This is a genomic window from Streptomyces filipinensis (genome assembly GCF_014649495.1).
GTDB classification, from domain to species: Bacteria; Actinomycetota; Actinomycetes; order Streptomycetales; family Streptomycetaceae; genus Streptomyces; species Streptomyces filipinensis.
In genome coordinates this window covers 272,094-295,506 of record NZ_BMTD01000012.1, presented here as the reverse complement: position 1 = coordinate 295,506, position 23,413 = coordinate 272,094, and the positions used below count along the sequence as shown (strand labels likewise).

The 23,413-nt window shown below is 71.9% G+C and carries 21 protein-coding genes; 13 read left to right on the top strand and 8 right to left on the bottom strand.

What is annotated here, in order from left to right:
• Window positions 1-3: 3 nt before the first annotated feature.
• Window positions 4-135, top strand: a complete 132-nt coding sequence (locus IE244_RS42870; RefSeq protein WP_268252915.1) for a hypothetical protein — start codon at window positions 4-6, stop codon at window positions 133-135.
• 232 nt (window positions 136-367) lie between these two features.
• Here the strand turns inward: IE244_RS42870 and IE244_RS26440 are convergent, their stop codons facing one another.
• Complete coding sequence (locus tag IE244_RS26440) at window positions 368-2,053, bottom strand: carbohydrate binding domain-containing protein (RefSeq protein WP_191876070.1); 1,686 nt, start codon at window positions 2,051-2,053, stop codon at window positions 368-370.
• Window positions 2,054-2,215: 162 nt separating this feature from the next.
• Window positions 2,216-3,325: an ATP-grasp domain-containing protein gene (locus tag IE244_RS26435; RefSeq protein ID WP_191876069.1), complete on the bottom strand. Its 1,110-nt coding sequence runs from the start codon at window positions 3,323-3,325 to the stop codon at window positions 2,216-2,218.
• A gap of 294 nt (window positions 3,326-3,619) precedes the next feature.
• Here IE244_RS26435 and IE244_RS26430 point away from each other — a divergent pair, with 294 nt between their 5' ends.
• Window positions 3,620-4,525 carry a metallophosphoesterase family protein gene (locus IE244_RS26430; protein ID WP_191876068.1) on the top strand — a complete coding sequence of 302 codons (906 nt, stop codon included), beginning with the start codon at window positions 3,620-3,622 and terminating at the stop codon, window positions 4,523-4,525.
• On the top strand, window positions 4,473-5,153 hold the full coding sequence (locus tag IE244_RS26425) for a 4'-phosphopantetheinyl transferase family protein (protein ID WP_191876067.1): 681 nt from the start codon (window positions 4,473-4,475) through the stop codon (window positions 5,151-5,153). The genes IE244_RS26430 and IE244_RS26425 overlap by 53 nt, the downstream gene beginning before the upstream one ends.
• Before the next feature lie 48 nt (window positions 5,154-5,201).
• Here the strand turns inward: IE244_RS26425 and IE244_RS26420 are convergent, their stop codons facing one another.
• The 3 genes from IE244_RS26420 to IE244_RS26410 form a co-directional block, all read right to left on the bottom strand.
• Window positions 5,202-5,429, bottom strand: a complete 228-nt coding sequence (locus IE244_RS26420; RefSeq protein WP_191876066.1) for a hypothetical protein — start codon at window positions 5,427-5,429, stop codon at window positions 5,202-5,204.
• Window positions 5,430-5,639: 210 nt separating this feature from the next.
• The gene (locus tag IE244_RS26415) at window positions 5,640-6,179 is read right to left on the bottom strand and encodes a toxin-antitoxin system, toxin component (protein WP_191876091.1); all 540 of its coding nucleotides are present in this window, start codon (window positions 6,177-6,179) and stop codon (window positions 5,640-5,642) included.
• A 32-nt stretch (window positions 6,180-6,211) separates the two neighbouring features.
• Window positions 6,212-6,868 (bottom strand): helix-turn-helix domain-containing protein, encoded by a 657-nt coding sequence (locus tag IE244_RS26410; protein WP_191876065.1) that lies wholly within the window; start codon window positions 6,866-6,868, stop codon window positions 6,212-6,214.
• Window positions 6,869-7,108: 240 nt separating this feature from the next.
• Here IE244_RS26410 and IE244_RS26405 point away from each other — a divergent pair, with 240 nt between their 5' ends.
• The 9 genes from IE244_RS26405 to IE244_RS26365 all read left to right on the top strand — a co-directional run bounded on the left by IE244_RS26405 (window position 7,109) and on the right by IE244_RS26365 (window position 19,451).
• Window positions 7,109-7,780 carry an MmyB family transcriptional regulator gene (locus IE244_RS26405; protein WP_191876064.1) on the top strand — a complete coding sequence of 224 codons (672 nt, stop codon included), beginning with the start codon at window positions 7,109-7,111 and terminating at the stop codon, window positions 7,778-7,780.
• A gap of 209 nt (window positions 7,781-7,989) precedes the next feature.
• Complete coding sequence (locus IE244_RS26400; RefSeq protein WP_191876063.1) at window positions 7,990-8,988, top strand: LacI family DNA-binding transcriptional regulator; 999 nt, start codon at window positions 7,990-7,992, stop codon at window positions 8,986-8,988.
• Between the two features lie 129 nt (window positions 8,989-9,117).
• Window positions 9,118-10,470 carry an ABC transporter substrate-binding protein gene (locus tag IE244_RS26395; RefSeq protein ID WP_191876062.1) on the top strand — a complete coding sequence of 451 codons (1,353 nt, stop codon included), beginning with the start codon at window positions 9,118-9,120 and terminating at the stop codon, window positions 10,468-10,470.
• Window positions 10,471-10,475: 5 nt separating this feature from the next.
• Window positions 10,476-11,432, top strand: a complete 957-nt coding sequence (locus IE244_RS26390) for a carbohydrate ABC transporter permease (RefSeq protein ID WP_191876061.1) — start codon at window positions 10,476-10,478, stop codon at window positions 11,430-11,432.
• Entirely contained in the window at window positions 11,429-12,289 is an 861-nt protein-coding gene (locus tag IE244_RS26385) for a carbohydrate ABC transporter permease (RefSeq protein ID WP_191876060.1), read from the top strand. The genes IE244_RS26390 and IE244_RS26385 overlap by 4 nt, the downstream gene beginning before the upstream one ends.
• 30 nt (window positions 12,290-12,319) lie before the next feature.
• On the top strand, window positions 12,320-13,921 hold the full coding sequence (locus tag IE244_RS26380) for a glycoside hydrolase family 13 protein (RefSeq protein WP_191876059.1): 1,602 nt from the start codon (window positions 12,320-12,322) through the stop codon (window positions 13,919-13,921).
• A 92-nt stretch (window positions 13,922-14,013) separates the two neighbouring features.
• Entirely contained in the window at window positions 14,014-16,176 is a 2,163-nt protein-coding gene (locus tag IE244_RS26375) for a galactose-binding domain-containing protein (RefSeq protein WP_373305774.1), read from the top strand.
• Between the two features lie 293 nt (window positions 16,177-16,469).
• A complete protein-coding gene (locus IE244_RS26370) occupies window positions 16,470-18,518 on the top strand; it encodes a phosphocholine-specific phospholipase C (protein ID WP_191876057.1) in 2,049 nt (682 codons plus the stop codon).
• Window positions 18,519-18,584: 66 nt separating this feature from the next.
• Window positions 18,585-19,451, top strand: a complete 867-nt coding sequence (locus tag IE244_RS26365) for an LURP-one-related family protein (protein ID WP_191876056.1) — start codon at window positions 18,585-18,587, stop codon at window positions 19,449-19,451.
• A 103-nt stretch (window positions 19,452-19,554) separates the two neighbouring features.
• Here IE244_RS26365 and IE244_RS26360 read toward each other — a convergent pair whose 3' ends face one another.
• Window positions 19,555-20,520: a DMT family protein gene (locus tag IE244_RS26360; protein WP_191876055.1), complete on the bottom strand. Its 966-nt coding sequence runs from the start codon at window positions 20,518-20,520 to the stop codon at window positions 19,555-19,557.
• Window positions 20,517-21,317, bottom strand: a complete 801-nt coding sequence (locus tag IE244_RS26355) for a phosphatase PAP2 family protein (RefSeq protein WP_191876054.1) — start codon at window positions 21,315-21,317, stop codon at window positions 20,517-20,519. Before IE244_RS26355 ends, IE244_RS26360 begins: the two co-directional genes overlap by 4 nt.
• 240 nt (window positions 21,318-21,557) lie before the next feature.
• On the opposite strand from IE244_RS26355, the gene IE244_RS26350 reads away from it, so the two are divergent.
• The gene (locus IE244_RS26350; protein WP_191876053.1) at window positions 21,558-22,184 is read left to right on the top strand and encodes a TetR/AcrR family transcriptional regulator; all 627 of its coding nucleotides are present in this window, start codon (window positions 21,558-21,560) and stop codon (window positions 22,182-22,184) included.
• A 158-nt stretch (window positions 22,185-22,342) separates the two neighbouring features.
• Here the strand turns inward: IE244_RS26350 and IE244_RS26345 are convergent, their stop codons facing one another.
• On the bottom strand, window positions 22,343-23,410 hold the full coding sequence (locus IE244_RS26345) for a DUF2510 domain-containing protein (RefSeq protein WP_191876052.1): 1,068 nt from the start codon (window positions 23,408-23,410) through the stop codon (window positions 22,343-22,345).
• Window positions 23,411-23,413 lie beyond the last annotated feature (3 nt).

Below are 23,413 nucleotides of genomic sequence, written 5' to 3'. Positions count from 1 at the left end.
GTGGTGCCGCAGCGTCCGTCCGCCCTGCTGGAGCGACCGCTGGCCGACGTGGAGACCGGCCCCGACGGCTCGGTCCCGCTCGCACTGCGGCCCTTCCAGATCCTGACCCTGCGTCTGCGCCGGTCGCGTTCGTGACCCTGCGTCTGCGCCGGTGGCGTTGCTGACCCGGCGGGCCGGCCGGTCGCTCCCCGTGACCGCGACCGACCGGCCCGTTCCCCCGGGCCCCCGTTCCCCCGTTGCTCCCCCGTTCCCCCGTTGCTCCCCCGTGGGTGTTGCTGTCATGGAGAGACCCAGGACGGCGTCCTGATACACCCCCGCGGGAAAAATGTCCCCCGGTTCCGAGAACCGGGGGCCACCGAGGGCGAGTTCAGCCGGTGAACCCGGCCGTGACCGACGTGAACTGCCAGTTGTTCTGGCCGATGCCGGAGCAGTTGCTCACCACGCCGCCGCCCGCGCAGGGCCGGTCGCGGTTGACCGACCAGAAGGCCAGCCGCGCGATGTGGTGGGAGTTCGCCCAGTCGCGGATCTGGCTCCAGATCGCCGGAGTGGTCGTCTCCTGCTGGTCCGACAGGCCGTTCATGCCCGAGACGCCGATGTGCGCGTAGGCGGTCGCGTCGTCCCAGCCGAAGACCGACTTCAGCTTGCTCTTCAGGCCCTCCGCCGCGTTCACCGTGTTGCCGTACATGTCCGAGCCACCGCCGAAGTCGAACGGCATGATCGTGAACACGTCGATGCCGGCGCCGAGCGACTGCGCCTGCTCGATCAGCCGGTTGCCGTAGTACGTCGGCCCGGTGGTGGAGGTGCCGAAGGTGACGATGGTCTTCAGGCCGGGGTTGTCGGCCTTGACCGTCTTCAGCGCGGTGAGGATCTTCGCCTGCACGGCCTCGTTCTCGAACTCGTCCGTGTTCTCGATGTCCATGTCGACGGCCTTGAGACCGTAGGCGTCGATCACCTTCTGGATGGCGCCGGCGAGCGCCGCCGCGGAGGAGCAGTTGGCGCCGAGTTTGCTGCCCTGCCAGCCGCCGAAGGACGGGACGATGTCACCGCCGGCGGACCGGACGGCGTTGACCGCGCTCTGGTCGGCGCCGCCGGTGAGCGGCCGGCTGCCGTCCCAGGCCGGGGTGCAGCCGCCGGAGTCCAGCACGAACGCCATCGTGAACCACTTGATCCCGGTCGCGCTCATCACCGTCGTCGGGCTCGGCGGATCGCCCCAGCCCTCGTACAGATAGGGCGCGGCCTGCTTGAACCCGGTGCCGCCGCCGCTGCCGGCGTTCGTGGTCACCGAGACGGCGTTGGAGGCGGCCGAGACGTTCTGGGCCGCGTCGTGCGCCTTCACCGTGAAGGTGTACGAGGTGCTGGGCGACAGCCCGCCGACCGTGGCGGACGTGCCGGAGACGGTCAGCACCTGGTTGGCGCCGCTGTAGATGTCGTAGCCGGTCACGCCCACGTTGTCCGTGGCGGCGTGCCACGACAGCGAGACGCTCGAGGACGTCTTGCCGGTCGAGGTGAGGCCCGTCGGCGCGGTCGGCGCCTGTGTGTCCCCGCCGCCCCCGCCGCCCGGCCCGTCCAGGCCGATGTCGTCGGCCCAGTACGTGCCCTGGGCGTACCAGCCGTGGACGTAGAGGGTGGCGCTGGTCTGCGCGGCACCGGTGGTGAAGGAGACGCTCAACCGGCTGTACGCCGACGGCGACGTCGTCCAGGTCGAGGCGCCGCCGGTCACGCCCAGGTACACGTAACTGCCGCGTACCCAGCCGCTGAGGGTGTACGTCGTGTTCGGCTGGACGGCGACCGTCTGACCGCACTGGGCGTCGTCGCTGTCGGTCACCGCGCCCTGCAGCGCCTTGGAGCCGCCGTGCACGGGGGAGGAGACGACCGAGCCGAGGTTGCCGGTGCAGGTCCAGGGGGAGAGGCCGCCGGACTCGAAGCCGGGGTTGGTGAGGAGGTTGGCCGCCTGAGCGGTACCGGGGAGGGCGACGGCCCCGCCGACCGCGAGGGCGACGGAACCGAGCAGGGCGAGGAGCCGACGTCTGGGACGTCCGAGTGGATTGCGCACGCGATCTCCCTGTGGGGATGGGGTGTTCGGGAGTGCACGGCTGTGCGGAGGTGCGCCAAAGAATTTGGTATGGACCAATCGAACTGTCAAGCACCCGCGCTCCGGAAGGGGCGCGGGGAATCGCGCGCGAGCGACCACGCGGCACCCGCGGCCGGCGTGCGGCTAGAGCGGCAGGGCCTCCACCGGCGAAGCCGCCTGCACGGGCAACGCCGGAAGGGTGATCTCCGCCTCCCTCTGCCGGGGGAGCGCCACGGGCAGAAGCGGCCGCGGCCCCGACACCACCGTGTAGTCCTGGCCCAGGAAAGGCGGTTCGAGAACCCCCGGGTCCTCGCCCAGCGCCAACCGCACGGCGGCCCAGGGCGCGTTCACCCCGCACAGGGACAGCTGGTGCAACCCCCCGGAGGGCCTCGTGTTGACGTCCAGCAGCACCGGCCGGTCGCCGAGCATGCGGAACTGGACGTTGGACAGGTGGTGCACCCCGAAGCCCTCCACGACCAGCCGGGCCGGTTCCAGCCACCGTTCGTCCAGTGTGAAGCCCCGCCGCCGGCCGTTCTTGGTGCGGCCCACCGCGAGCCGCAGCCGGTTGTCCGGTCCGGTCAGGCAGTCCACGGACACCTCGGGCTGCTCCAGGCGCGGCATCACCAGCCAGTCCACCGGCTCCCCGGCCCGCCGCAGCGCCTCGACGGCCAGGTCCAGCTGGACGTAAGGGCTCGGGAACCCCGTGAGGTGGGCCAGCGAGAACGGGGCGCGGGTGATCACCCGGAAGCCGACACCGCCGGAACCGGCGGCCGGCTTGAAGCACGCCCGGTGCCCGCCGGCCTCCAACTCCTCGACAGCCGCGAGGAGTTCGTCCGCCGTGCGCACCCGCCACCACGGCGGTACCGGGACCCCCACGGAGCGGACCGCCTCGTACGCGGTGGCCTTGTCCTCGAACACGGCCACCGCCTGGGGGGTCGGTGCCAGCAGCGCCGTACCGGCCGCCGCGAACTCCGCGCGGTGCGCCACGATCGCCGCCTGGTGCAGCCGGGGCACGAACACGTCGATGCCGCGCCGGACGCACTGGTCGAGGGCGTACTCGACGTACGCGGCCGGGGACAGGCCCTCCGGCTCCAGGTCGGCGGTGTCGGCGGCGGCCAGGACCGGGGAGTCGGGGTCACCGTGCGTGGCGTGGATCTCCACCGCGCGATCGCTGGGATTTCTGCGCAGCTGATCCATGAAGAACACGTTCTCCGCGTACGTGCGGTTGAGCCAGACGCGTACGCGAGAGAGCATGCAGGCCGCCTTTCAGGGTTTTCGGGCAGGGCTCAGCGGCCCGTGCCCGGGCAGGAGAGAGGAAGGGACACCGAACAACCCCTGCGAAAAGGGAGGTTGGGGTTCCGGTGTCGGGGCGATCATACGGCTTTCAAGAGCCCGCGCGTGCAACGCGCATGTTACGGATCGGGGGTCTTTCCAGGCCGGTGCCGGCCCCCTGCCCTGGCCCCGAGCGGGCGGCCGAGGTGCCACTTGTCCGCTGTCCGGGAATGTGTTCTTGTGGTTCAGGCAGAGGATGATCGGAAGGGGTGCGGGGTGGAGTCTGCGGCCGGGGCCGGACAGCTGCTGGCCATCAGCGACCTGCACATCACCTATCCGGAGAACCGCGCCCTGGTCGAGGACATGCGGCCCGCGAGCGACCAGGACTGGCTGATCGTGGCCGGTGACGTCGCCGACACGGTGGCCGACATCCGCTGGGCCCTTGAGAAGCTGGCGGGCCGTTTCCGCAAGGTGCTGTGGGCCCCCGGCAACCACGAGCTGTGGACCCACCCGAAGGATCCCGTCGCGCTGCGCGGCGTCGCCCGCTACGAACACCTGGTCGAGCTGTGCCGGGACCTGGGCGTCGTCACCCCCGAGGACCCATACCCGGTGTGGCGGGGCCCCGGCGGCCCGGTCGCCGTCGCCCCGCTGTTCCTGCTGTACGACTACTCGTTCCTGCCGTCCGGCTGCGCCACCAAGGCCGAGGGCCTGGCCTACGCGCACAGCACCGGCATCGTCTGCAACGACGAGTACCTGCTGCACCCCGACCCCTATCCGACCCGGGACGACTGGTGCCGGGCGCGGGTCGCCGAGACCGAGCGCAGGCTCGCCGCGCTGCCCGCGGACCTGCCGGTCGTACCGGTCAACCACTATCCGCTGCACCGGCATCCCACCGAGGTGCTGTGGTATCCCGAGTTCGCCATGTGGTGCGGCACCGAGCTGACGGCCGACTGGCACCGCCGTTTCCCGGTCGCCACCATGGTCTACGGGCATCTGCACATCCCGCGCACCACCTGGCACGACGGAGTCCGCTTCGAAGAGGTGTCCGTAGGATATCCCCGCGAATGGCGCAAGCGTCCGGAACCACCGGGAAGGCTGCGCCGCATCCTGCCGATGGAGGTCGAAACCGGTGATCGAGGCGCTGCTCCCGGAGTCGGTCGTGGCCGTGGAGGCGCACGGTGACGACCCGCTGTGGGACGCCCCGCTCTACCCCGGCGAGGCCGCGCTCGTCGAACGCGCGGTCGACAAGCGCCGCCGTGAGTTCGCCGCCGTACGTGGCTGCGCCCGGCAGGCCATGGAGAAGCTGGGTATGCCGGCCCAGGCCGTGCTCAGCAGCGAGCGGGGTGCGCCACGCTGGCCGGCCGGCCTGATCGGCAGCATGACCCACTGCGACGGCTTCTGCGCCGCCGCCCTGGCCCGCGCGGACGATCTCGTCTCCCTCGGCATCGACGCGGAACCGCACGGCCCGCTCCCGGAGGGCGTCGGCCGCTCCGTCTTCCTGCCCGCGGAGAGCGAGCGGCTCGCCCGGCTCGCCGGGCAGCGGCCTTCCGTGCACTGGGACCGGATCCTGTTCAGCGCCAAGGAGTCCGTCTACAAGGCGTGGTTCCCGCTCACCCGCACCTGGCTGGACTTCTCCGAGGCCGACATCACCCTGCACCCGGTCCCCGGCGACGAGCCGCACGGCACCCTGCGCGCCGAACTCCTCGTCCCCGGGCCCCGGGTCGGCGACCGCCGGCTGCGGGTCTTCGAGGGCCGGTGGGCCGTGCGGGACGGGCTGGTCGCCACCGCCGTGGTCGTCCCGAACCCCTGAAGCCCCGGCCGGGCCGGCCGCACGCGCAGGCCCCGTGCGGCGGCCCGCTCAGGCCGGCGGGCACCAGTTGCGCAGCAGGCGGAAGAACCGCTCCTCGTTGCCCGTCAGGCCCGCGCGCGCCAGGGCCTGTTCCGCCTCGGCCAGCACGGCCGGCGGCAGCACGACGGGCCGGCTCTCGTCGGGTGGCCCGTCGAAGGCGGCGCGCACCGTATGGAGCAGCCGCAGATAGGCCTGTACGGCGGTGCGCTCACGGTCGGTCAGTACGGCGGTGGGCATCGGTCGGCTCTCCCCGGGTAGGCGTCGCGGTCATGCGCACTGCGGCGCAGCGCACCGCACAGGACGGCGCACACCTCCAGCTTGCCGTCCACCACTGACAACGCCGCTCGGCCCCGCGCCGGTTCGCCCGCTCAGCGCAGGCGAGAACCGGCCACGCCGAGGACGACGCGCGGTCGGCCCGTGCCGCAGGGCGCCGCGGCACCCGGGGCCTCAGCCCTGTGCGCCCGGATATCCGAGGGACGCCTCGATGCGCCCGGCCACGTCGTCCCGCTGCACCGGACCCCGCAGGGCGGAACCGGGCAGCCAGGTGCGGCACTTGCGGGCCAGCAGCAGACCGAAGGTCTCGGCGTCCCGCTCCTCGGCGAGGTCGAAGCGGGTCCGGGCCGCGACCCGCTGCACCGTGGCCTGGAGCGCGTCCCGGTCGGTGTCGTCGCACAGCAGCCGCGTGGCGACCGGGACACCGTCGACGTGGTGTCCGCGGTGGTCGGCCTGCATGTGCCACAGCTCGTGGCCGAGGATCACCAACTGGTGGTCGGGCGCGGTCCGTTCCTCCACGACGACGAGGTCCCGGTCGGTCAGGTCCAGCCACAGCCCGCTCGCCGTGCCCGGCGGGAAGGCCGCGGCGCGGAAGTGCACCGGCCGGCCGCGGCGCCGGCTCATCGCCTCGCACAGCGCGCGGTACAGCTCCCCCGGCGGTGCCGGCGCCGGCAGCCCCAGCCCGCCCACCAGTTCGTTGCACAGCCGGCGCATGTCCCTGCCGATGCCCACAGTCCTCCCCCGGCTCACGACTCGGGCCGCTTGACGCTCTCCAGGAGCATGTCGAGCCACTCCGCGACCTTGTCCCGGTGCTGGTCGGTGGGCAGCTGCGCGGCCCGCCAGGCTATGCCGCGCACCCCGTGGTCCTGCAGCAGCCGCTCCAACGGATCCTGTGCGGCCCCGGCGGCGGCCCGCTCCCGGTCGGCGAGCTTCTGCAGCAGTTCCTGCTCGGTGCGCTGCAGCGCGCCCGCCAGCGCCTCGGGGTCCTCCGCGGTGAGGAAGCCGGCGTGCACCCGGAAGAAGCGCTGCAGCGCGTCGCAGTGCTCCATGGTCGGGCGCCGGTCGCCGTTGATGAGCGCCCCGGCCTGCTGCCGGGACATGCCCGCGCCGTCGGCGATCTCCTGCTGGGTGTACTTGCGGCCGTTGGGTTTCAGCCGGGTGCGCCGCAGCAGGCCCAGGCGCTGCAGAAAGCGCGCCTGGACGTCCGGTTCGCCGGCCGGCCGGCCGCTGAGCAGCGCCTTGACCACCGGCTCCGGTACGCCGCAGGCCACGCAGAGCCGCCCGACGTCGAAGACCTCGGCCTGTGGCACGCCGAGCCGGTCGGCGAGCGCGGTGACGCGGGCGACGACGGCCGGCAGCTGGGCGGTCGCCGTGGCGCCCGGATCCTCGTAGCCATCCGTCACCGACAGAACTCCTACGTCTCTCGAGGGCTTCAGATGTGTCCGTGTTTCTCACGAGCGATCGCCGTGAACTTCCCGGAGAGTAGCGGGTGCCTCGAACTCACATCCAGGTGTCGCCACAACTGTGGCGAATTTCAGCCGTCAACGGGCACCGAATGCCACGATAGTTGACACGGTCTTGCCGGGGGCCGCAGGATCGCAGGGCCGCGTGAAGGCGGCAGAGGCAAGAGGGGTGACCTCCCGATGGCACATCAGGCAGGAGGGCGGCGGCCGGCACCGCGGCCCGTCCCCGAGACCTGCGAGACCCAGGCGTACCTCCAGGACTACGCCGTACTGCTGGAGGCCGTCGGCTGCCCGTCCCTGGTGGTCGACCACCGCTGGGACGTGGTGATGGCCAACGGCGCGTTCGAGACACTTTTCCGCGGCGTGCGCCGGCATGCGACGGCCATGCCGGGGGACAACTTCCTGCGGTTCGTCCTGTTCCACCCGGACGCGGGCGACGTCCTCGGCGAGCACGAGCAGGGCTGGTGCCTGCCGATGCTGGCCCATCTCCGGTCCGCCCTGGAGACGTACGGTCACGACCACGAACTCCAGGCCGTCCGCCGGGACATCGCCCAGGACCCCCTCATGGAGGCCGCCTACCGGCAGGGCCTGCCGCACTGGATCCGGGCCGTCGGGGAGGCGGCCACCCGGCTCGACGGTGCCGTGCGGCTGCTGCGGCACCCCGACCCGCGCCGCGGCCCCGCCGAGTGCCGCATCGTCGAGGAGACGCCCGGGGTCCTGCGCGAGCTCGGCTACCGGCGGCTGACGATGGTCCTGCGCGAGAGCCGCCGGCCCGCCGCCCCCGTGCGCCGCCCGCGCAGGCCGCGTGGCCCCGCGGGGCACCTCACGGTCGTCCGCACCCCCGAGGACTGACCCGGCACCGCCGGCGTTCAGGTCGCCGGCGGCGCCGGGCCGGGGGGTGTTCCACGGCCCGTCCGGAGCGTCCCGGCAGGGGCGCGGGCCACCGCCGGTCGACCCCCGCACGACGCGCACCCGCCGGCCCGCGGGCAGCCCGAGCCGTGCGGCGCTCCACCCCACTCCTTACGCAAGCGGCTTGCATGACTTGCGCTACGCTTGCGCGCATGACACGACGACTTGCGGAAGTGGCGAAGAAGGTCGGCGTCAGCGAAGCGACCGTCAGCCGGGTGCTCAACGGCAAGCCCGGGGTCTCCGAGGGCACCCGGCAGGCCGTACTGACGGCCCTCGACGTCCTCGGCTACGAGCGCCCCACCCAGCTGCGGGGTGAACGCGCCCGGCTCGTCGGCCTGGTCCTGCCGGAGCTGCAGAACCCCATCTTCCCGGCGTTCGCCGAGGTCATCGGCGGTGCGCTCGCCCAGCTCGGACTCACCCCGGTGCTGTGCACCCAGACCAAGGGCGGCGTCTCGGAGGCGGACTACGTCGCGCTCCTGCTGCAGCAGCAGGTCTCCGGCGTGGTCTTCGCGGGCGGCCTGTACGCGCAGGCCGACGCCCCGCACGACCACTACCGGCTGCTCGCCGGCCGCAACATCCCCGTCGTGCTGGTCAACGCGGCCATCGACCACCTCGGCTTCCCCGGCGTCTCCTGCGACGACGCGGTGGCCGTCGAGCAGGCGTGGCGGCATCTGGCCTCCCTGGGCCACGAGCGCATCGGGCTGGTCCTCGGCCCCGGCGACCACGTGCCCTCGGCACGCAAGCTGGCCGCCGCGCGGGCGGTCGCCGGCGATCTGCCGGAGGAGTTCGTGGCCCGGGCGATCTTCTCCATCGAGGGCGGGCACGCCGCCGCCTCCCGGCTGATCGACCGCGGTGTCACCGGCATCATCTGCGCCAGCGACCCCCTGGCGCTCGGCGCGGTCAGAGCCGCGCGCCGCAAGGGCTACGACGTGCCGGGCCGGATCTCCGTCGTCGGCTACGACGACTCGGCCCTCATGAACTGCACCGAGCCCCCGCTCACCACCGTCCGCCAGCCCATCGAGGCCATGGGCCGCGCGGCCGTCGAGCTGCTGAACGCGCAGATCGGCGGCACCGCCGTCCCCGCCGAGGAGCTTCTGTTCGAGCCTGAGCTGGTGGTGCGCGGCTCCACCGCGCAAGCCCCGCGCGACTGAGATCGAGGAGATCCACCTGCCTGTCCAATAATTTCAAATTCTGCGCGACATCTTGCGTGACGATGTCGGCGGTGCTTGAGTGTGCGGCGCCCACCACTCCTGCCACGAGTGCCATCTGGGGGTCCACCGATGAGAAGCACCGGGTTCCGTCGTGCCGCCGTCGCGATCGGCGTCTGTTCCTCGCTCGCCCTCGCCGCCGGCGCCTGCGGGCCGGGCGACGACGGTTCGGCGAGCGGGAAGACCCGCATCACCGTCAACTGCGAGCCGCCGAAGAGCGCCAGGGTCGACCGGGCGTTCTTCGAGGAGGACATCGCCTCCTTCGAGAGGCGGAACCCGGACATCGACGTCGTCGCGCACGACGCCTTCCCCTGCCAGGACCCCAGGACCTTCGACGCCAAGCTCGCCGGCGGACAGATGGAGGACGTCTTCTACACGTACTTCACCGACGCCGAGCACGTCGTGGACATCCACCAGGCGGCCGATCTCACGCCGTACCTGAAGGACCTGAGGTCCTACGCCACCCTCCAGAAGCAACTGCGCGACATCTACACCGCCGACGGAAAGGTCTACGGCATACCGCGTACCGGATACAGCATGGGGCTGATCTACAACCGCACGCTCTTCCGGAAGGCCGGCCTCGACCCCGACAAGCCGCCGACCACCTGGGACGAGGTCCGCGCCGACGCCAGGAGGATCGCCGCACTCGGCGGGGGCACCGTCGGCTACGCCGACTACAGCGCCCAGAACCAGGGCGGCTGGCACTTCACCGCCGAGCTGTACTCCCAGGGCGGCGACGTCGTCACCCCCGACGGCAAGAAGGCCGCCATCGACACCCCCGAGGGCCGTGCCGTCCTGCGGAACCTGCACGACATGCGGTGGACCGACGACAGCATGGGCAGCAAGCAGCTCCTCGTCATCAACGACGTCCAGCAGATGATGGGTTCGGGCCGGCTCGGCATGTATCTCGCCGCGCCCGACAACATCCCGGTCCTGGTCAAGGAGAAGGGCGCGCACTACGACGACATCGCCATCGGCCCCATGCCCGGCGGCAAGGGCACGCTCATCGGCGGCGACGGCTACATGTTCGACAAGCACGACACACCCGCCCAGATCCGGGCCGGCCTGAAGTGGCTGGACCACATGTTCCTCACCCCGGGCAAGGGCTTCCTCGGCGACTACGCCCGCGCCAAGAAGAACGCCGCCCCCGTCGGCCTGCCCGAGCCACGCCTGTTCACCGGCGCCGCCGACGCCAGGGACCAGCAGGCCAAGAAGGCGTACGCCAACGTCCCGGTGGAGAACTACCAGGCCTTCCTCGACGGCAACCAGCGGCTCCGGATGCGGATCGAGCCACCGGACGCCCAGCAGATCTACTCCGTCCTCGACGGCACCGTCTCCGCCGTCCTCACCGACAAGGACGCCGACATCGACCAGCTGCTGAGGGACGCGTCCGGAAAGATCGACGGCATTCTGGCCCGGAGCTGACCGCGATGACGAAGACGGCCGAGCGGCGGCCCGAGCCGGAGACCGCCGTCCCTCCCGTCGCGGCGCCGCTCCGGGCCGGGAGCCCCAGGCGCCGCCGCCTCGCCGACCAGGCCCGCGCCTACGCCTTCCTCCTCGGCGGCCTCGTCTGCTTCGCCCTGTTCTCCTGGTACCCGGCGATCCGCGCGGTCGTCATCGCCTTCCAGGAGTACACCCCCGGCTCGAAGCCCGAGTGGGCCGGCACCGCCAACTTCAGCCGCGTCCTGCACGACCCCGAGTTCTCCGCCGCCTGGCGCAACACCCTCACCTTCACCCTGCTGGCCCTGCTCATCGGCTTCGCGATCCCCTTCCTCCTCGCCCTCGTCCTCAACGAACTGCGGCACGCCAAGGCGTTCTTCCGGGTCGTGGTCTACCTGCCGGTCATGATCCCGCCGGTGGTCAGCGCCCTGCTGTGGAAGTGGTTCTACGACCCCGGAGCCGGCCTCGCCAACGAGGTGCTGCGCCTGCTGCACCTGCCGACCTCGCACTGGTCCAACGGCACCGACACGGCCCTCGTCTCGCTGGTGATCGTGGCCACGTGGGCCAACATGGGCGGCACCGTCCTCGTCTACCTCGCCGCCCTGCAGTCCATCCCGGGCGAGCTGTACGAGGCCGCCGAACTGGACGGCGCGAACCTGCTCCAGCGCGTCCGGCACATCACGGTCCCGCAGACCCGCTTCGTCATCCTGATGCTGATGCTCCTGCAGATCATCGCCACCATGCAGGTGTTCACCGAACCGTTCGTCATCACCGGCGGCGGCCCGGAGAGCGCCACGGTGAGCGTGCTCTACCTCATCTACAAGTACGCCTTCCTCTACGACGACTTCGGCGGCGCCTGCGCCCTCAGCGTCATGCTGCTCGTGCTGCTCGGTGCCTTCTCCGCCGTGTACCTGCGGCTGACCCGCTCCCACGAGGGGGACCTGTGAGCACGCGCACCCTGATCTCCCCGGCGACCCTGGGCCGACCGCGCGGCAAGGCCCTGTACTGGACCGTCTTCACCACCGTCGTGCTGCTCTTCGCCCTGGCCTTCCTGTTCCCCGTGTACTGGATGGTGACCGGCGCGATGAAGTCCCCGGACGAGATCGCGGGGACCCCGCCCACGCTCGTCCCGCAACACTGGCACCTCAGTGGCTACACCGACGCCTGGGACCTGATGCAGCTCCCTCGGCACCTGTGGAACACGGTCGTCCAGGCGGCCGGCGCCTGGGCGTGCCAGCTGGTCCTGTGCACGGCCGCCGGCTACGCCCTGTCCCGGCTCCGGCCGGTCTTCGGGAAGGTGATCCTCGGCGGTGTCCTCGCCACCCTGATGGTCCCGGCCCAGGCGCTCGTCGTACCGAAGTACCTGACCGTGGCGGACCTGGGTCTGCTCAACGACCCGCTGGCCATCTGGCTTCCGGCCGCCGCCAACGCCTTCAACCTCTACCTGCTCAAGCGGTTCTTCGACCAGCTGCCGCGCGAGGTGCTGGAGGCCGCCGAGATGGACGGCGCCGGAACGCTGCGCACGCTCTGGTCGGTGGTGCTGCCGATGTCGCGACCGGTGCTGGGTGTGGTCTCGGTCTTCGCCCTCGTCGCCGCCTGGCAGGACTTCCTCTGGCCCCTGATGGTCTTCTCCGACACCGACAAGCAGCCGATCAGCGTGGCCCTCGTCCAGCTCTCGCAGAACATCCAGCTCACCGTGCTCATCGCCGCGATGGTCATCGCCAGCATCCCGGTGGTCGCGCTGTTCCTCGTCTTCCAGCGGCACATCGTCGCCGGGATCAGCGCGGGCGGCACCAAGGGCTGACGCCCTCCCTCCGACAGAAAGGCAAGCACAGTGGGACAGCCCCGCCATGCCCAGAAGGAGTGGTGGCGCTCCGCCGTCGTCTACCAGGTCTACGTCCGCAGCTTCGCGGACGGCGACGGCGACGGCACCGGCGACCTCGCGGGCGTCCGCGCCCGGCTGCCGTATCTCGCCGGACTCGGCGTGGACGCCCTGTGGTTCACCCCCTGGTACCTGTCGCCGATGAAGGACGGAGGGTACGACGTCGCCGACTACCGGGCGATCGACCCGGCCTTCGGCACCCTCGCCGAGGCCGAGAAGCTCATCGCCGAGGCGCGCGAGCGGGGCATCCGCACCCTCGTCGACATCGTCCCCAACCATGTCTCCGACCAGCACCCCTGGTTCCGGGCGGCCCTCGCAGCCGGGCCCGGCAGCCCGGAACGCGAACTGTTCCACTTCCGCCCCGGACGCGGCCGGAACGGCGAACTCCCGCCCAACGACTGGCCGTCCCAGTTCGCCGGCTCCACCGAACCGGTGTGGACCCGCCTGCCGGACGGCGACTGGTACCTGCACCTGTTCACACCCGAACAGCCGGACCTGAACTGGGCGCACCCGGCGGTCCGCCGGGAACATGAGGACATCCTGCGCTTCTGGTTCGAGCGGGGCGTCGCCGGCGTCCGTATCGACTCCGCCGCCCTGCTCGCCAAGGACCCGGACCTGCCCGACCTCGCCGCGGACCCCGAGCCGCACCCGTTCCTCGACCGCGACGAACTCCACGACATCTACCGCGCCTGGCGGCGGGTGGCGGACGAGTACGACGGCGTCTTCGTCGGCGAGGTCTGGCTCCCCGACGCCGAACGCTTCGCCCGCTATCTGCGCCCCGACGAACTCCACACCGCCTTCAACTTCTCCTTCCTGTCCTGCCCCTGGGACGCCGGCCGGCTGCGCGCCGCCGTCGACACCACCCTCGCCGAGCACGCCCCCGTCGACGCCCCTGCCACCTGGGTGCTGTGCAACCACGACGTCACGCGCACGGTCACCCGCTACGGCCGCGAGGACACCGGCTTCGACTTCGCCGCCAAGGCCCTCGGCATCCCGACCGACCCGGCCCTCGGCACCCGGCGGGCGCGGGCCGCCGCCCTGCTGTCGCTGGCGCTGCCGGGCACGGTGTACCTCTACCAGGGGGAGGAGCTGGGACTGCCGGAGGCCGAGATCCCGGCCGACCGCATACAGGATCCGATGTACTTCCGCTCGCAGGGATCCGACCCCGGCCGGGACGGCTGCCGGGTGCCCCTGCCCTGGGTCGCCGGTATGCCGTACGCGGGATTCGGTTCCCAGCAGGAGCCGTGGCTGCCGCAGCCGGTCGACTGGCCTTCGTATGCAGTCGACCGGCAACAGCGGGACCCCCACTCCGTGCTCTCCCTGTACCGCGAGGCCATCGCCCTCCGCCCGCTCTTCGGGGACGGCCCCCTGACCTGGTTGCCCGCCTCCGACGGAGTCCTCGCCTTCGCGCGCGCCGGGGGAGTGCTGTGCGTGGTCAACCTCGCGCCCACGCCCGCGGAACTCCCCGCCCCCGCCCGGCTCCTGCTCAGCAGCGGCCCCCTGGACGAGGCGGGCCGGCTCCCGCAGGACACGGCGGCCTGGCTGCGCGCTTGAGCCGCCCCCGCCACGCACCTCGCTGAACCCACTCACCCCCACCACGAAGGGATCGGCACATGCACGCCAGCGCCACCAGATATGTCAGGCTCATGCCAACCACCGGAGCGGTCGTCGTCCTCGCCGCCGGCATGCTCACCGCCGTGGGCCCGGCCGCGCACGCCGCCCCGGCCGCGCACGCCGCGTCGGGCGCCAGTCTGCCCTTCACCTCTGTGGAGGCCGAGTCGGCGACCACCACCGGCACCAGGGTCGGCCCCGACTACACGCAGGGCACCCTCGCCTCGGAGGCCTCCGGACGGCAGGCCGTCCGGCTGTCGGCCGGCCAGCGGGTGGAGTTCACCGTGCCGCGCGCGTCCAACGCGCTGAACATCGCCTCCAGCGTCCCGGACGGGCAGTCCGGTTCGCTGAACGTGTACGTCAACGGCACCAGGCTCGCGAGGACCCTCCCGGTGACCTCCAGGTACTCCTACATCGACACCGGCTGGATCCCCGGCGCCAAGCAGCACCACTTCTTCGACGACGCCCGGATGCTGCTGGGCCAGGACGTCCAGCCCGGCGACAAGGTCGCCGTCGAGGCGACCGGCACCCAGGTCACGGTCGACGTCGCCGACTTCGAGCAGGTCCCGGCCGCCGCCGCGCAGCCCGCCGGCTCGGTGTCCGTGGTGTCCAAGGGCGCCGACCCCGGCGGTACCGGCGACTCCACCGAGGCCTTCCGGGACGCCATCGCCGCCGCACAGGGCGGAACGGTCTGGATCCCGCCGGGCGACTACAGGCTGACCTCGTCCCTGGGCGGCGTCCAGAACGTGACCCTGCAGGGCGCCGGCGGCTGGTACTCGGTGCTGCACACCTCCCGGTTCATCGACCAGGCCGGCTCGTCCGGGAACGTCCGCATCAAGGACTTCGCGGTCATGGGCGAGGTCACCGAGCGCGTCGACTCCAGCCCGGACAACTTCGTCAACGGCGCGCTGGGACCGGGCAGTTCGGTCTCCGGTATGTGGATCCAGCACATGAAGGTCGGCATGTGGCTGATGGGGAACAACGACCACCTGGTCGTGGAGAACAACCGCGTCCTCGACACCACCGCCGACGGCATCAACCTCAACGGCACCGCCAAGGGTGTCGTCGTCCGCGACAACTTCCTGCGCAACCAGGGCGACGACTCCCTCGCCATGTGGTCGCTGTACTCCCCGGACACCGACTCCAGCTTCGAGAACAACACCGTCTCACAGCCCAACCTCGCCAACGGCATCGCCGTCTACGGCGGCACCGACATCTCGGTGAAGAACAATCTGGTCTCCGACACCAACGCCCTCGGCAGCGGAATCGCGATCTCCAACCAGAAGTTCCTCGACCCCTTCTCCCCACTGGCCGGCACCATCACGGTCGACGGCAACACCCTGGTGCGCACCGGCGCCATGAACCCCAACTGGAACCATCCGATGGGCGCGCTGCGCGTCGACTCCTACGACAGTGCGATCAACGCGAGCGTCGACATCACCCACACCACCATCAGCGACAGCCCCTACAGTGCGTTCGAGTTCGTCTCCGGCGGCGGCCACGGCTACCCGGTGAAGAACGTCGACGTCACCGGCGCGACCGTGAGGAACACCGGGACGGTCGTCGTCCAGGCCGAGACGCAGGGCGCGGCCGCCTTCAGCGACGTCACCGCCACCCAGTCAGGGGCCGCCGGCGTCTACAACTGCCCCTACCCGGCGGACTCCGGCTCCTTCGCCCTCACCGACGGCGGCGGCAACTCCGGATGGTCCAGCACCTGGTCGGACTGCTCCACCTGGCCCCAGCCCGGCCAGGGCGACCCCGACCCCGACCCGAACCGCGACCTCGCCAGGGGCCGCCCGGCCAGCGCGACCGGCTCCCAGGACGTCTACACCCCCGGGAAGGCGGTCGACGGCGACGCGAACTCCTACTGGGAGTCCACCAACAACGCCTTCCCGCAGTCCTGGACGGTCGACCTCGGCTCGTCCTACGCCGTGCGGAGGCTGGTGCTGAAGCTGCCCCCGTCCTCGGCCTGGGGCGCCCGCACCCAGACCGTCTCCGTGCTCGGCAGCGTTGACGGCTCGGCCTACTCCACCGTCGTCGGCGCGCGGGGCTACCGCTTCGACCCGGCCACCGGCAACACGGCCACGGTCTCGCTGCCCGGCACCACCCGCCTGCGCCACCTCCGTCTCACCGTCAGCGCCAACACGGGCTGGCCTGCGGGACAGTTCGGTGAGGTGGAGGCGTACCTGACGCCCTGACCCCGTCGGCCCCGCGCCGCGCGGCGCGGGGCCCCGGCGTGTCCAGCACGTCCCGGAAAACGATCACCTCTCCGGACAAGTAGCTGCCCAACCGGGCTGGGTCACCAAGATGACCTGGGACAAGTGTCCATAGGGTCGTGCGGTCTGTGCGCAGCTGCACCACATATACCGTCGACTTTCACATGGGCGCCACCAAACCCTTCCCTGACGTTTGGTGCTCTTGGAACACTCGCTCCGCGCACGTTTCCGCATGCTCCGAGCCTGTGTACCAGGATGAGAGGACCCTCACACCCATGGCCGAGGTAAACCGGCGCCGTTTCCTCCAACTCGCGGGCGCCACCACCGCGTTCTCCGCGCTGTCCAACAGCATCCAGCGCGCCGCGGCCCTGCCCGCGCACCACCGCACCGGGACGGTCAAGGACGTCGAACACATCGTCGTCCTGATGCAGGAGAACCGATCCTTCGACCACTACTTCGGCACGCTGCGAGGCGTCCGCGGCTTCGGCGACCCCCGTTCCGTCACCCAGAACGGCCGGTCGGTCTGGAGGCAGTCCGACGGCACGAAGGACGTCCTGCCCTTCCACCCGGACGCCGACGACCTGGGCCTGGCGTTCATCCAGGACCTGCCGCACGGCTGGCAGGACACCCACGCCGCCTTCGACGGGGGCAAGTACGACAAGTGGGTGCCGGCCAAGGGCACCACGACCATGGCGTACCTGACCCGCAAGGACATCCCGTTCCACTACGCGCTCGCCGACACCTTCACCCTCTGCGACGCCTACCACTGCTCCTTCATGGGCTCGACCGACCCGAACCGCTACTACCTGTGGAGCGGTCACGTGGGCAACGACGGCAAGGGCGGCGGCCCGGTCCTCGGCAACGACGAGAAGGGCTACGGCTGGACGACGTACCCGGAGCGGCTGGAGCAGGCCGGCGTCTCCTGGAAGATCTACCAGGACGTCGGCGACGGCCTCGACGCCGCCGGCGGCTGGGGCTGGATCAACGACGCCTACCGCGGCAACTACGGCGACAACTCGCTGCTCTACTTCGACCAGTACCGCGACGCCAAGCCCGGCGACCCGCTGTACGACAAGGCCCGCACCGGCACCGACGCCAAGAAGGGCGAGGGCTTCTTCGACCGGCTGAAGGCCGACGTCAAGGGGGGCAAGCTGCCGCAGGTCTCCTGGGTCGTCGCCCCCGAGGCCTTCACCGAGCACCCCAACTGGCCCGCGAACTACGGCGCCTGGTACGTCTCCCAGGTGCTGGACGCGCTCACCTCCGACCCCCAGGTGTGGGCCAAGACGGCGCTGTTCATCACCTACGACGAGAACGACGGCTTCTTCGACCACGTCATCCCGCCGTTCCCGCCGGCCTCCGGGGCGCAGGGCAAGTCGACCGTGAACCCCTCGCTGGACCTGTTCAAGGGCGACGCGAGCCATGTCGCGGGCCCCTACGGGCTCGGCCAGCGCGTGCCGATGCTGGTGGTCTCTCCGTGGAGCAAGGGCGGTTACGTCTGCTCCGAGACCTTCGACCACACCTCGGTCATCCGGTTCATCGAGCGCCGCTTCGGCGTGCACGAGCCGAACATCTCGCCCTGGCGCCGCGCCGTCACCGGCGATCTGACCAGCGCCTTCGACTTCTCCCGCAAGGACACCAAGCCGGTCGCGCTGCCGTCCACGGCCGGCTACGCGCCGCCGGACCGGGTCCGTCACCCCGACTACGTGCCCAAGCCGCCCGCCCACCCCTCCCTGCCCAAGCAGGAGCGCGGCAGCCGGCCCACCCGCCCGCTGAAGTACGCCCCGGTGGTCGACGGTTCCGCGGACACCGCGAACGGCACCTTCACGCTCACGTTCGCCCCGGGGGCGCACGCGGGCACCGCCTTCCTCGTGACCTCCGGCAACCGCACCGACGGCCCCTGGACCTACACCACCGAGGCGGGCACCTCCCTGTCCGACACCTGGAACTCGGCCTACTCCGGCGGTGTCCACGACCTCGCCGTGCACGGTCCCAACGGCTTCCTGCGCGTCTTCAAGGGCAAGGGCAAGACCGCGGGACCGGAGGCGACCGCCCGGCACGTGGGCGACCACCTGGAACTCACCTTCACCAACAAGGGTTCCGGCACGGTGAAGCTCACGCTCGTGAACGGCTACGGCGGCACCCCGGCCACCGTGTCCGTACGGCCCGGCGCGACCGTCAAGCGGACCGTCGACCTCACGGCGAGCAAGCGCTGGTACGACGTGACGGTCACCTGTGACGCCGACCCGGCCTTCGTGCGCGGCTTCGCCGGCCACGTGGAGAACGGGCAACCCGGCGTCAGCGACCCGGCGATCGCAGCGGAGTGAACGGGCGATGAACACCGCTCCGTGCGGACTGGTCAGGTACCGGTCACATCAGGGTAGTGTGCCCCGGTGACCACGCAATCGAACACCCCTGCAGGCTGGTACCCGGATCCGCACGGAGCCCCGCAGACGCTCCGCTACTGGGACGGCGCGCAGTGGACTGAGCACACCAACCCGGCACAGGCGCCCGCCGGTCAGGTGCCCCAGCAGCAGGCCGCCCCTCACGAGCAGGCCGCCCCCCAGCAGTACGGCGCCGCGCAGGCGCAGGCCTCCGACCCCAAGGTGCAGCGCCAGGTGCAGCAGCAGGCCGGGGTCGCGGCCGGCGGCCCCGGCGGCGGCACCCTCTTCACCGAGCCGGTCCTGGTGGTGAACCAGAAGGCCAAGCTGATCGAGGTGACCAACGAGTACAAGGTCATGGATCAGAACGGCCGTGAGCTCGGCTCGGTCACCGAGGTCGGCCAGGGTGTGCTGCGGAAGATCTTCCGCTTCGTCTCCAGCTGGGACCAGTTCCTGACCCACAAGCTGGAGATCCGCGACGCCTACGGCCAGCCGCAGCTGCTGCTGACCCGGCCCGCGAAGATCTTCAAGTCCCGGGTCATCGTGACGCGGCCGGACGGTTCGACGGTCGGTGAGATCGTCCAGCAGAACATGATCGGGAAGATCAACTTCGCCATGAACGCGAACGGCCAGCAGGTCGGCGCGATCAAGGCGGAGAACTGGCGGGCGTGGAACTTCGCCATCGTCGACCACGCGGACAACGAGGTCGCCCGGATCACCAAGACCTGGGAGGGCCTCGCCAAGACGCTCTTCACCAGCGCCGACAACTACGTCCTGCAGATCCACTACCAGCTGCCCGAGCCGCTGCTGAGCCTGGTGGTGGCGACGGCCCTGACCGTCGACACCGCGCTGAAGCAGGACTCGCGGGGCTGGAACTGAGCAGGCCCCGACGGGGAGAACGGGACCCGGGGGGTACGGCGACGGCGGCCGGTACGCGACATCGCGCGTAGCGGCCGCCGCCGTGTGTCCGCGGCCCGGGTGATCAGAGCGCGGTGAGGTGGCCCGGCTGTTCCGGCTGCCGTGGCACCAGCGCCGGTTCGGCGGTCGCCGTGCCCGCGTCCAGGGCCAGCACCGCGGCCACGGGATGGTCGTCGTCCTCGGCCACCGGCCGCACGGGGTGCACCGGCTCCGGTGCGACCCGGGTGAGCAGGACCACGCCCCAGGCCGCCAGGCCCGCTCCGGCCAGGGCCAGCAGGACGCCGGCCGGGCCGCCGCTGAGGCCCTGGCCGAGCAGGGTGAGGCCGATCACGGCGGCGGCCACCGGGTTGGCGAGGGTGACCACGGCCAGCGGCGCGCCGAGGCCGCCGCGGTAGGCGGTCTGGGACAGCAGCAGCCCGCCGACGGCGAACGCTGCCACGAGCACGGCGACGACGACCACCTCCGTGCCCAGGGCCGGGCCCGTGCGGTCGGTGGCCGCCACGGTCACCGTCTGGGTCAGCGCCGAGGCGACACCGGAGGCGAAGCCGGACGCCGTCGCGTGTCTGAGGCCGGGCCGGGTGCCGGGCCGGGAGAGCACGCCGATCGCCGCGGCGGTCGTACCGGCGACCGCCAGTGCCTCGGTCAGGGTCAGCACCCGGGCGGGCGCCGGACCGGAGGCGGTGACGAGCAGCGCGGCGAGCCCGAGCAGCGTCAGCGTCGTACCCCGCCACTCCGCCGTGCTGACCCGGCGCCCGGCCGCCCGTGCCCCGAGCGGTACGGCCGCGACCAGGGTGAGCGCGCCCAGCGGCTGGACGAGGGTGAGCGGGCCGTACTTGAGGGCGACGACGTGCAGCAGGGCGGCGGCCGCGTTCAGGCCCACCGCCGACCACCAGGCGCCGGTGCCGAGCAACCGCAGCAGCCCGGTGCCGGTGGAGCGGGAGGCGAGGCGTTCCTGGGCGACGGCGGCCAGCGCGTAGGCGACGGCCGAGACGAGGCAGAGGGCGACGGCGATCACGGCGGCGGTGCTCATCGGCCCGCTCCCACCAGGACGCTCTCGCGCGGGGCGGGCCGGCCGGAGCCGCGTGGCGCCGTGGTGGCCGTCCGGTGCGGCGGACGGAGCACGGCCAGGGCGGTGCCGAGCATGGCCGTCGCGACGATCGCGTCGAGCCAGTAGTGGTTCGCCGTGCCCACGATCACCAGCAGGGTGACCAGCGGGTGCAGCAGCCACAGCCAGCGCCACCGGGACCGGGTGGCGGCGATCAGGCCGACGGCCACCATCAGCGCCCAGCCGAAGTGCAGCGACGGCATCGCCGCGAACTGGTTGGACAGGTGGTCGCTGGACGGCGGGCCGTACACGGAGGGACCGTACAGGCGGGCCGTGTCGACCAGGCCGGTGCCGGTCAGCATCCGGGGCGGGGCCAGCGGGAAGGTGAACGGCAGCACCAGTGCGGCGGTGGTGACGACCGCGAGGGCCCGGCGGGCCCACACGTAGTGCGCGGGCCGCCTGAGGTACAGCCAGACCAGGAAGGCGAGCGTCGCCGGGAAGTGGACGGTGGCGTAGTAGGTGTTCGCCAGGTGGACGAGGGTGTCGCCGTGCAGCAGCGCGGATTGCACGGCGGTCTCGTGCGGGAGGTGCAGCGTCCGCTCCAGGTCCCATACGCGGTGGGCGTTGTGGAAGGCGCTCGCGGTGTGCCCGGTGGCCAGTTGCCGGCCGAGCTTGTAGACGAGGAAGAGCCCCGCGACCAGCAGAAACTCACGTATCAGTGCCGGACGTTCCTGCGTGTCCGGCACCGCTTCTGCCTCTGCAGGCTCGGTTCGGGCGTTCATCCCCCGGCCCCCTCGCTGACGGTGTGCGTGTGTGGTGCGTCCGGGCCCCGGTCCCGGGCCCCGGCTCATCGATACGTCCTCGTACCGATACGCCAGTGTACCGATACGATGGAGTACCGGTACACTGGCGTATCGATTGATGTGCGACACACTGGAGACAGGGTCGGCGGCCCCGCTGGAGCGCTGCTCCAGCCGGCCGTCACGGATGACCCACCGGACACGAGGGAGAGGGAGCACCGCATGACGTCGCAGGACGCGGACGGACCGGAGTCGGTCGCCGCCTCGCGCCGCTCCAAGATCACGCCGGAGCGTGAGCGGGAGTTCTTCGACGCCGTGCTGGAGCAGATCCGCGAGTGCGGCTACGAGTCGGTCACCATGGAGGGCGTCGCCGCCAGCACCCGCTGCAGCAAGTCCACGCTCTACCGGCAGTGGAAGACCAAGCCCCAGTTCGTCGCGGCCGCGCTGCGCGCCAACCGCCGGGTGCGGTTCGCCGGCATCGACACCGGATCGCTCGCCGAGGACCTGCGCCAGGCCGCGCGGGCCGCGGGCGACTGGTCCGGCAAGGACACCAAGCTGCTGCAGGCGCTCGGGCACGCGGTGACGGCGGATCACGAACTGGCGCAGGCGCTGCGCGAGGCGCTGGTGCATCCGGAGATCGCCGCGTTGCAGGAGATGCTCGCCCGGGGGGTGGCCCGCGGCGAGGTGCGAGCGGACCATCCGGCGCTGGAGTACATCCCCGCGATGATGTTCGGCGTGCTGCGCGTGCGGCCCGTGCTCAGCGGCCAGTACGCCGACGCCGACTATCTCGCCCGGTTCGTGGAGGCCACCGTGCTGCCCACGCTCGGGCTGACGCAGGGCTCGGGCTGACACCGGACCCAGGCCGCCGTTCACGGGATGACTGAACGGTGACCTGTCCGCGCCGCACCGTGGGGACGGGGGCGGCGCGCACCCCCCGGCCGGGTGGGGCTCCTCTTGAGCGGAGGGGAGCCCCATCCGGCCGCATCATGTGCCGGCGGGGAAGGGGGTCAGACGTCCTGGCCGTTCCCGCCGCCGGACGAGACCTTGATCCCCTTCAGGATCGTGTCGATGACCGACGTCTTCTGCCCGACGTCGATACCGAAGCGCACCACCACCATCTGCTGGGCGTCGTCGGGCGAGGGGAAGGCGACCGACTCGACATAGCCGTCGGCGCCCTTGCTGGTGACCGCCTTCCAGCGCACCATGTAGCCCTCCTGCCCGGCCACCGTCACCGGCCCGGAGGCCAGCACCTGGTGCGAGGTGATGCTGCCGTAGGTCTTCCCGCCGTAGGACTGCTTGGCGTTGGCCGCGATGTCCGTCTCGGCGACCTTCTCGGCCGTGCCGCCCTGGATCCCCAGCGCCCGGGCCGGAGCCGTGTAGGCGCCGCCCGAGGTGCAGACATGGGCGGAGTCGCCCGGGCACTTGTAGGAGTCGTCGGAGGTCACCTGCGCGCCGACGCTGATCGTCTGCCCGGTCCAGCCCTCGGGCACCGGCAGGCTGATCCCGTTGACCGGGTCCGGCAGCGTGCCGCCGCCCCGGACCTTGGGCACCTCGGACTGGCCGGGCGACGGCGAGGCCCCGCCGGACCCGCCCGGCCCGCCGCCCGGTCCGCCTGAGCCGCCGGGACCGCCCGAGCCGCCGGGCCCGCCGCCCTGGCCGCCGTCCTGTCCGCCGGTGGCGCCCTGCCGCGCCCCGGCCCGGTCGCCGCCGCCGTGGTCCTGGGCCAGGAGGTACACACCGACGCCGATGCAGGCCAGGACCGCGGTCGCCACCGTGACGGCCGCGCCCGTGCGCAGACCCCGCCGCGGCCCGGTCCGGGCCGCGGCGGGGTAGTCCGGATACGCCGCGTACCCCGGCTGCGCGCCGTACACCGGGGGCGCGGAGGGCGCCGCCGGGTGCGCCGGCTGCGGGGCGCCGGTCATCGGCGGCTGCGGCGGGGGACCCCACGTGGCGGCCGTCCCGGCGGGGCGGGTCTGGTCCGTCCAGGCCTTGCCGTCCCACCAGCGCTCGGTGGGCGGACCGTCGTTCGTCTGCCCGGGGTCGGGGTACCACCCGGGGGGAGTCACCTGCGTCATGCC